Here is a 9536-nt window from a genome sequence, read left to right as displayed (position 1 = left end):
ATGTTTATTCAAATGGAACAGTATTATACACACCAGATGCAAATTACTGTGGCTCAGATTCATTCAAATATAAAGTAAAAGATAATGATGGAGCAGAAAGCAATGAAGCATGGGTAAATATTACAGTAAGCTGTGTAAATGATCCTCCAGTAGCAGTTGATGATACAGCAAGCACAAGTGAAGATACACCTGTTTTGATAAATGTAACATCAAATGACTATGATATAGATGGAAGCATAGATTTAACAAGTGTAACAATTACTCAAAATCCATCTCATGGAAGCTTAAATGTTTATTCAAATGGAACAGTATTATACACACCAGATGCAAATTACTGTGGCTCAGATTCATTCAAATATAAAGTAAAAGATAATGATGGAGCAGAAAGCAATGAAGCATGGGTAAATATTACAGTAAGCAGCACAAATGATCCTCCAGTAGCAGATTTTATATGGGCACCGTTGATCCCAACAACATCTGATAATACTCAATTTACTGATCAATCTTATGATACAGATGGTTTCATTGTTAATTGGACTTGGAACTTTGGAGATGGAAGCGTTGCTTATGAGCAAAATCCAGTTCATCAATATTTAACTCCAGGAATATATATTGTTACTTTAACAGTAACTGATAATGATGGGCTAAAAGATAGCGTAACAAAGCAAATTACTGTTTATACTCCTCCTTCGCTTATCTTTTCAAAATCAGATGATAAGGACCCAGTTAGACCTGGCGAGCTTCTTAATTATACGATTACAATAAGGAATGTTGGCGGCTTGCCTGCTTATAATGTTAGCGTGATTGAGCAATATGATGCAAACTTCATATTTATTTCATCCACGCCAGCAGGCATTGGCAATACATGGCAAATTGGAACAATTCTTCCGGGAGAAACAAAAACAATAAAGATATATGGGAGGGTAGCTGAAAATGGCGAGGAATACATCTACAATTTTGCATTCTATACTTCTTCAAATGCAGGGAATGGCTTTGCCTCTGAGCAGACAAGAGTTGTTTATCCATCTCTCGGAATAAGGAAAGATGCTCCACCCCAAGTAGAAGCTGGAGAAGAGCTGGTATATACTATTACTTACTATAATCCAAGCGAGATTGATTTGACAAATGTTATAATAAAAGAAAATTATCCTTCATATACTTCTTTCAAGAGCGCGTATCCAAGCCCAACCACAGGAAATGATACATGGATAATAAGCAGGCTGGCAGCTAAAAGCTCAGCAACTATAACGATAGTATTAAAAGTTGCCTCGCCTCTTGCCAATGGAACAATTCTTTTGAATAATGTGAGCATAAGTTGTGAGGGTGCAGAAGCATATGCAGAAGCAACAACGCTTGTTATTTCATCTCCTTCATTAAGCATTGATAAGCAAGATAGCATTGACCCAGTTACAGCGGGCGATTTCTTAAACTATACCATTTTGATTTCAAATAGTGGAAATGATGATGCAAGAAATGTTATTGTAGAAGATGAATTTGATGAATTGCTTGAAATAATTGAATGCAATGGGACAATAAATGGAAATAAAATAACATGGATTATTCCAATAATTAAAGCCAATGAAAGCATTGTTTTGGAAATAAAGGCAAGAGTTAAGCCAATAGATTATGAAAAAATAATATACAATAATGTTGAAGCAAGATGCGGTGAAAGCATTGCAAGCGATAACGAATCAACAAAGATAAATCCACCCCCAATAATGGCTTATCCTCTGCTCGAAATAGAAAAAAGTGCAAATTCTGGCGAGGTTTTGCAGGGAAAGGAAATAAAATATGAAATAATTGTTCGCAATATTGGCGATGGAGATGCAATTAATGTTACAGTAAAAGATTTGCTCGGAGATGGCTTAATATTCATAAAGGCGGAGCCAGCCGCAAGCATAAATGGAAGTGAGCTAACATGGAAATTTGATAAAATACCAGCGGGAGAAATAAAAGTAATATATGTTTATGCAAAAGCAATTAAAATAGGAAGCATTGTTAATAAAGTAAATGTAAGTAGCGATGGCTTATATGATGAAGATGAATGCGTTGTTAATGTAATTGCAGACACAACACCACCAAACTCAAGAAAAGTATTCCATGGATATGTTAAAAATGTAACTTTCTTTGGTTCATATATTCTCCACTACATTCCAACTACAACCTATATAACTCTTGCAAGTGTTGATGATGTAGGAGTAAACCATACATACTATAGGATATGGAAGTGGAATGAAAGCTCGGGCAAATGGATGCTGCTTTTCAACTGGAAAGAATATAAAGGAGAGAAAATATATCTTGGCAACTATGGCTGCGGAAAATATGAAATAGAATTTTATAGCATTGATTTAGCTGGAAACATTGAAGAAATTGAATACAATGATGTTGTAGTATATAGCTAATTTCTTCCCTTATTTTTTATTTTTATTTAGTTTGTGGCATAAACCATATTTTCTGGCGATATTCTATTAGAGGATTAGATGGGAGAAAAAGAAACTGGAAGGAATATAATGAGTATATAAGAAGAGGAGAAATTCTTTTCAGTTTAGATTTTTTGGAGGAATGGGATGAGGAAATCGAAAAAATGAATAAAGGGAGAGCATTCATATAAGATACAGGCAGAGCTCCATCATTTAGCCAGGTAAGAAGAAAAGCGATATTTCTGGAGTAAAAGTAGCAAATGTGGAGAATGGATTCGAGAGAAATGGATTAAAGTTCATATTGCAGTGGATGAAAGTGTAGGAGATGGAATAGAGAATGCAGAGAAGAATAAAGGAAGAATGCTTCTACAAGGGCAAGAAAATCTCCTTCGAGAGCTAAAATGGTTAGAGAAAGAAAAGAGATTGGATATGAAGGATGGAGAGATAAATACAAATATGGTAAAAGATGGATGAATGAAACCACATTTTCAAGAGCCAAAAGAGAATATGGGGAGTTAGTGCTGTTAAATGGATAGTGAATGAAATTAAATTCCAATACGCTACCGGAATCAATGTTTATTCCATTGTTTGAATCTCAATGTTTTAGAATTGTGCCACAAAACAACTTTAACAAAAAATTTTAAATATCATAAATATCATAACTATGATGAAAAAAATAAAAGAAAAATTGAAGAGATTGCTTAAATATTGGGGTTTTGAAGATATAGAATCTGAAATATTTGCAACCTTAATGACTTCAGATGGCTTAACTGCTGAAGAAATAGCAAATTCAATTGGATATGCATATTCAACAACTGTAAATTCATTGAACAGTCTTGCAAGGATGGGATATATTGAAAGGGTAAGGAAGCAGAGAAAATTTGTTTATTCTGCAAAAATAGATTTTGTGAAAATAATTGAGCAGGAAATGAGAAAAATTTCTTCCATGCTTAAAGAAATTGCAAATGATTTCAAAGGCAAAATTTCTTATAGAAAAAAATTTTCAAAACTTGCTCAAAAAATTGAGGAGGCATTAAAATATATTGAAAAGATGGGAGCATGAAAACAGAAACAACAATAGCAATACTTGAAAAAACAATAGGAAATCCTCTAACAAGGAGCATATTGAAGCCACTCAGCAAATTCTGCAATAAAGATGGAAAGAACAGGATAGAAATAGCAATTGAGCTTTATGTTGGAAAGAGAGAGGAAGCGTGCATTTATTGCAAACTCGCAGAAAAATTGGTAGGAAATTTGATAAAGAAAGGAGGTCAAGCTTTTGGAGTCAGTGAGGAAGAAGTAAAGGAAAAATTCAGCCAGCCATACTGGGCAAAAGCCTTAGCCTCAACAATTCGTGGCATAGCAATTTTTGGAGTGCGCCGCCCCTTTACTGCTGGCGCCCCCTACCAAGTAGTTTGGGATGTGACGAAGGCATGCAACCTTAGATGCAAGCATTGCTATTCTTCCTCTGGGAAAAGAAGTGAGGATGAGATGAGCACGGAGCGGGCGAAGATGGCAATTGATATCCTTGCGGATGCTGGAGTAACGATTCTTGCTTTTTCTGGAGGGGAGCCTCTTGTTAGGCAGGATATTTTTGAACTCGCAAAATATGCATCGAGCAAGGGAATGTATGTTGCTATGGCTACGAATGCAACCCTGATAAGCAAAGAAGTTGCTAAGAAAATGAAGGAAAGTGGAATAAGTTTTACTCAGATAAGCATTGATGGGGCAAATGCAAAAGTTCATGATGAATTTCGTGGCATGAAGGGTGCATTTGAAAAAACCATAGAAGGAATAAAGAATTGTGTTGAGCAGGGATTTTTTGTTGAGGTTTCAACAACTGCAACACATTTCAATTATAAGCAAATTCCAGATATAATTGAGCTATGTGAAAAATTGCATGTTAATTGGTTCATGATATTTAATTTTGTTCCAACTGGAAGAGGAGAATTTATTTTTGAAAATGATTTGACACCAGAAGAAAGGGAGGAATTGCTGAAAATGCTATGGGGGAGAGGGAAAAAATCAAGGGTGCAAATCCTTTCAACCGCCCCTCAATTTGCAAGAATTGCATTACAAGAAGAGGCGGGAGAGGAAATTGTTATGCCTACTCATTTTTACAATCCAAAGCTTAAAGGAAAACTTGTTAGCCTTGCTGAATTTATTGGAGGATGCGGAGCAGGGCGTTTTTATCTTGCAATGGAGCCAAACGGTGATTTGCAGCCATGTGTTTTCCTGCCAATTAAAATAGGAAATATATTTGAAGATGATTTCGATGCTTTATGGAGGAAAAATAAAGTTCTTGAAGATTTGAGAAATAAGGATAAAATTGAAAAATGCAAAAATTGTGATTATCGCTACTATTGTGGAGGTTGCAGGGCAAGGGCTTATGCTTACTTTAAAAATTATCTTAAGCCAGATCCGGGTTGCATAAATAACAGGAAAGAATATGAAGAAGCAATACGATGTTTTGCTCACATGTGATGAAACATTGATGAGCAATCATCACGGCAAAGAATTTCTTGGATTTGCAACAAGCGCACCGCCAAATTGGTTACCTGAATTTTTATTCAAAAGATTATTTTTCCCTAGAATGAAAAAAATTGATGGAATGCCGTGGCAGGCTCCTTATGGATTGCGAAAGATAGAGGCAAAATTGATTGATTGTGGGTTTGATGCCGCGGTTATTTCCCCTGAAGATCTGGGGAAATTTAAAGCTAAGGCAATTGGAATTTATGTTATGGATGCATTTGGATGGGGGCCCTCCTCAACAACTTTTGCTGGAATAATGAAAACAGGCGAGCCATATAATGCAAAATATTTTCGCAAGTTGCTAGAAAGCAATGGCTACAGAAAGCTTAAAAAAGATGGAGCAAAAACAATAGTTGGCGGCCCTTCCGCCTGGCAATTTCGCCACATGCAAGAATTTATGGATAAACATGGGATAGATTGCGTTTTTGATGGGGAGGGGGAAGTTGCGGTGAAGTTATTCAGAGATGCAATTGAGGGAAAAGATATTGGAAGATTTTATGAGAGCGAGGAATCTCCAACCATAGAAGAGATATCAGAAATAAAGAAGGCGAGCATAAATGGGCTCGTTGAGGTTGGGCGTGGATGTCCCCGCGGTTGCAAGTTTTGCAGTGTAACTTTGCGCCCTTTGAGATGGTATCCATATGAAAAGATTGAGAAAGAGATAGAAGTAAATAAGAAATGCGGAGTTAATTCATGCATTCTCCATGCTGAAGATGTTTTACTTTATGGACAAAATAGTGTTATTCCAGATGAGGAAAAGGTTCTCAAAATCAATGAAATTGCAAAAAAACAAGCAAGTTTTGTTAGCTGGAGCCATGCATCATTTTCTGCGGTTGCAAGCAAGCCAAAGCTCATAGAGAAGTGCTCAGAAATAATTTTGGATGAAAGGCAGAGGTGGTGGGGGGCGGAAATGGGAATAGAAACTGGTTCGCCAGAAATGGTTAAAAAAATAATGCCCGCGAAGGCAAAGCCATTCAAGCCTGAAGAGTATCCAGAGGTTGTTAAAAAAGCGATGGGGGTAATGCATGATAACGGCTTAATTCCAGCATGCACTCTTGTTGTTGGATTGCCAGAAGAAAGAGAGGAAGATGTTATAAAAACAATTGAACTTATTGAAGAATTAAAAGAATATAAGAGTTTGATTGTTCCACTATTTTTTGTCCCTCTAGGAAAATTGAAGAAAGAGGATTGGTTTAAAAGCGAAAAGATGGGCGATTTGCATAAAGAATTGCTTGTAAAATGCATGGGGCATGATTTAAAATGGGCAAAAGAAATAGCAAATAATTACTTCCAGGAAAAAAATTCCTTTCTTAAGCCATTATATCTTCTTTTCATGAAGTTAATTGAATGGCAGGGAAAGAAAAGAGGGGTAGTAAATTAGTTTTTTACCACTAATTTTTTAATCCCTTAATATTTATTTTTATGCATTTTCTTGTGATAACTACATGCAGCAGGAAGGATGAGGAGAAAATAAAAAATGCATTGCTAAATGAAAAAGGAGCTGCTTGCATAAGCTCATTTGAAGTAAAATCCAGATATATATGGCATGGTAAAATTGAGGAAGAAAATGAAATAATGCTTTTTATAAAAACAAATGACTGCAAAAAAGCTGAGGAAATAATAAGAAAAAATCACTCATATGAAATTCCAGAAATAATATGCATTGAAATTAAAGGATATGAGAAATATCTTAAATGGATGGATGAGGTGATTAAATGATAATAACCCTAACAACCGACATTGGCTGGGAATATGCCGCTGAAATTAAAGGAAAGATATATTCAATAAATCCTGAAGCAAAGATTGTTGATGTAAGCCATGAAGTAAAGCCACAGAGCATAACAGAGGGGGCGTTCATTATCTATTCAATTTGTCCCTATTTTAAAAATGCAATACATGTGGGAGTTGTTGACCCAGGGGTTGGCACAGATAGAAAGGCAATTATAATTGAATGCAACAATTGCTATTTCGTTGGCCCAGACAATGGCTTGCTGATTCCCTCGGCAAAAAGAATGGGGATAAAAAATATATATGAGATAAGGATAAATGAAAAAGTATCAAGCGTCTTTCACGGAAGGGATGTTTTTGCTCCAGCCGCCGCCCGTCTTTCGCTTGGCGAAGAGGCAAGTAAATTGGGGTCTGCGATAGATGAGTATGTGCCTTTCGATTTTGGCTTGCAAGAGGAGGAAGGGAATAAGATAAGGGGGAAAATTCTATTCATTGACAGGTTCGGGAATATAATAACAAATATCAAGCTTGATGCTGATAAATTTGTTGTGAGAATTGGAAAAATTGAGAGAGAAGTTAAGCTTTATCCGTCTTATGGATATGCAAGGGTTGGGGAAGTTATTGCAGTTAAATCAAGCAGTGATTTTCTTGAAATTGCAGTTAATCAGGGAAATGCTGGAAGATATTTTAATGCAAGGGAGGGGGAGAATATAGAAATATTTTTGTAAATGTTTGTATTTATCACCATGAAGAAAATATTTATTGTTGTGTTGGGTGCGTTTTTAGTGACTACAGCATTTGCAAGCATGAGCAATGAAAAAAAGATATCTATTGAATTTAGTTTTGATGAGCCAATTTTAGTTGAAGAAGAGAAAACAAATGTTTTAATGGAAGGAAAGGAATATATAATGCAAGCTGGTAAGCCAATTCTGCCATATGAAAACAAGCTCATAATTTTGCCGATAAATACTAAAATAGAAAAAATAGATTTCAGAATTGGTAATGAAAGAGAAATTAAAATTAATTCGCCAATTGCAACTTTTGAGCCAGAGTGGAGCAAGGGTAGCGATGAAAAAATATTTCCAGAAAACTGGATTTCATATAATATAGGAGTTGGATTGAACAATGGAGAAAGAGTAATTTTTGTTTCAATAAATGCATATCCCCTGCGCTATATAGTGGAAGAGAAGAAAATAATATATGTGGATAATATAGATGTTGAAGTATCATACCGCATGGGAAGCAATTTATTTACAAATGATGCTTTTGATTTGCTTATAATAACTCATAAAAATTTTGTTGAGGAATTACAGCCACTTGTTGAGCATAAGGAAAGCTATGGACTAAGGACAAAAATGGTTACAACAGATGAAATTTATGGCGGCACTTATTTTTCCCCAGAGGGCAGAGATGATGCTGAAAAAGTGAAATATTTCATTAAAAATGCAATTGAGGAATGGGGAATAAAATATGTTATGCTTGTTGGCGGGCTCTCATCACCAATAAAAAGCGAAACATGGCTTGTTCCAACCCGCGACTCGAATCTTGATGATGGAAGCGAGAGCAACTATACTGCTGATTTATATTTTGCTGATATTTATAAATATGAGAATGGAAGCATTGTTTTTGATGACTGGGACAGCAATGGGAATGGAATATTTGCTGAATGGAAGGGAATGAAAGTTGATAAAAGAGATTTTTATCCAGATGTATATGTTGGAAGGCTTGCCTGCAGAAGTGAAAAGGAAGTTATTGATGTTGTTAATAAGATAATCAACTATGAAAAGAATGCATATGGAAATGAATGGTTCAAAAGAGTTGTTCTGGTTGGGGGGGATACATTTAATGATATAAGTGGAAATAATTATTATGAAGGAGAAATAGCAAATCAGAAGGTTGCAGAAATCTTAAATGATTTTGAGGCAGTTAAGATATGGTGGTCTGAAGGAAATGTAAATCAGAAGAATGTTGTAAATGCAATAAAACAGGGATGCGGTTTTGTTCATCTCTCCGGACATGGTAGCCCAGAAGCATGGTTTGTTAAAGATTTTGTCCAAAATCCACACGGAAAATATATATGGGCGCTAGATGTATATCACATTCCAATGATTAAAAATGGGGAAAAACTGCCCATCGTTATTATAGGAGGATGCCACAACAGCATGATAAACACCTCCCTCTACAAGAGCACGACTGATGTTATAAAAACAATAATAATTAAATATATTCTTGGAAAGCCATATCAAACATGGTATTGGCTTCCTTCACCAGAGTGCATGGGCTGGTGGTTTGTCAAGGAGCCGAGCGGCGGGGCAATAGCAACATTTGGATGCACGGGCTTGGGCTATGGAACAATTGGAGATGATGATAAGGATGGTATTCCAGATTGCATACAATACCTGCTGACTTGGCTCGAGCTGCGCTTCTTTGAAGTTTATAAGAATGGAAACGATATTCTTGGCAAGGCATGGGGAACTGCAATAACTGATTATATAAATAGATTTATGACAGGAAGAATTGACCAGACAGATGCAAAAACAGTTGAGGAATGGATTTTACTCGGAGATCCAACTCTTAAAATAGGGGGCTATATGTGAAATATGGTCTGCTAGCTATTGCAAAGGTTCCATTCCTATATATTTCAGATATTGATAGGCTATTTGAAAAAGAGGAAAAAATAGAAAAATATAGGCAGAAATGCTTTAAAAAGATAATAAAATATGCAATGAAGGTGCCTTTATACAGGGAAAAATATAGGGGAATTGATATAAATTCAATAAATCTTGAAAATATTTCTTCTTTGCCAATACTTAAAAAAGATGATATAAGAAAAAATTTTGATAAAATTATTCCTCA

At 35.6% G+C, this 9536-nt stretch carries 9 protein-coding genes and 1 pseudogene; all 10 read left to right on the top strand.

All coding sequences use genetic code 11. The features are described 5' to 3' along the window. A partial coding sequence (locus H5T45_06580; protein ID MBC7129375.1) for a DUF11 domain-containing protein occupies positions 1-2402 on the top strand: 2402 nt, incomplete at its 5' end. A gap of 86 nt (positions 2403-2488) precedes the next feature. Continuing rightward, positions 2489-2593, top strand: a pseudogene (locus H5T45_06575) (IS5/IS1182 family transposase). 133 nt (positions 2594-2726) lie between these two features. After that, positions 2727-2894 carry a hypothetical protein gene (locus H5T45_06570; GenBank protein ID MBC7129374.1) on the top strand — a complete coding sequence of 56 codons (168 nt, stop codon included), beginning with the start codon at positions 2727-2729 and terminating at the stop codon, positions 2892-2894. Between the two features lie 193 nt (positions 2895-3087). After that, a complete protein-coding gene (locus tag H5T45_06565) occupies positions 3088-3483 on the top strand; it encodes a BlaI/MecI/CopY family transcriptional regulator (protein ID MBC7129373.1) in 396 nt (131 codons plus the stop codon). Next, on the top strand, positions 3480-4904 hold the full coding sequence (locus H5T45_06560) for a radical SAM protein (GenBank protein ID MBC7129372.1): 1425 nt from the start codon (positions 3480-3482) through the stop codon (positions 4902-4904). Before H5T45_06565 ends, H5T45_06560 begins: the two co-directional genes overlap by 4 nt. Next, positions 4870-6333 carry a B12-binding domain-containing radical SAM protein gene (locus H5T45_06555; GenBank protein MBC7129371.1) on the top strand — a complete coding sequence of 488 codons (1464 nt, stop codon included), beginning with the start codon at positions 4870-4872 and terminating at the stop codon, positions 6331-6333. The genes H5T45_06560 and H5T45_06555 overlap by 35 nt, the downstream gene beginning before the upstream one ends. A gap of 41 nt (positions 6334-6374) precedes the next feature. Further along, positions 6375-6671 carry a divalent-cation tolerance protein CutA gene (locus H5T45_06550; protein MBC7129370.1) on the top strand — a complete coding sequence of 99 codons (297 nt, stop codon included), beginning with the start codon at positions 6375-6377 and terminating at the stop codon, positions 6669-6671. Beyond that, entirely contained in the window at positions 6668-7408 is a 741-nt protein-coding gene (locus H5T45_06545) for an SAM-dependent chlorinase/fluorinase (GenBank protein ID MBC7129369.1), read from the top strand. The genes H5T45_06550 and H5T45_06545 overlap by 4 nt, the downstream gene beginning before the upstream one ends. A gap of 18 nt (positions 7409-7426) precedes the next feature. Further along, entirely contained in the window at positions 7427-9277 is a 1851-nt protein-coding gene (locus H5T45_06540; GenBank protein MBC7129368.1) for a hypothetical protein, read from the top strand. Beyond that, positions 9274-9536: hypothetical protein (locus tag H5T45_06535; GenBank protein ID MBC7129367.1), on the top strand; the 263-nt coding region annotated here is incomplete at its 3' end. The genes H5T45_06540 and H5T45_06535, both read left to right, overlap by 4 nt.

The sequence above is a fragment of the Thermoplasmatales archaeon genome (genome assembly GCA_014361245.1).
Lineage (GTDB): Archaea > Thermoplasmatota > E2 > UBA202 > JdFR-43 > JACIWB01.
This window is presented reverse-complemented; position numbering and strand designations above follow the sequence as displayed.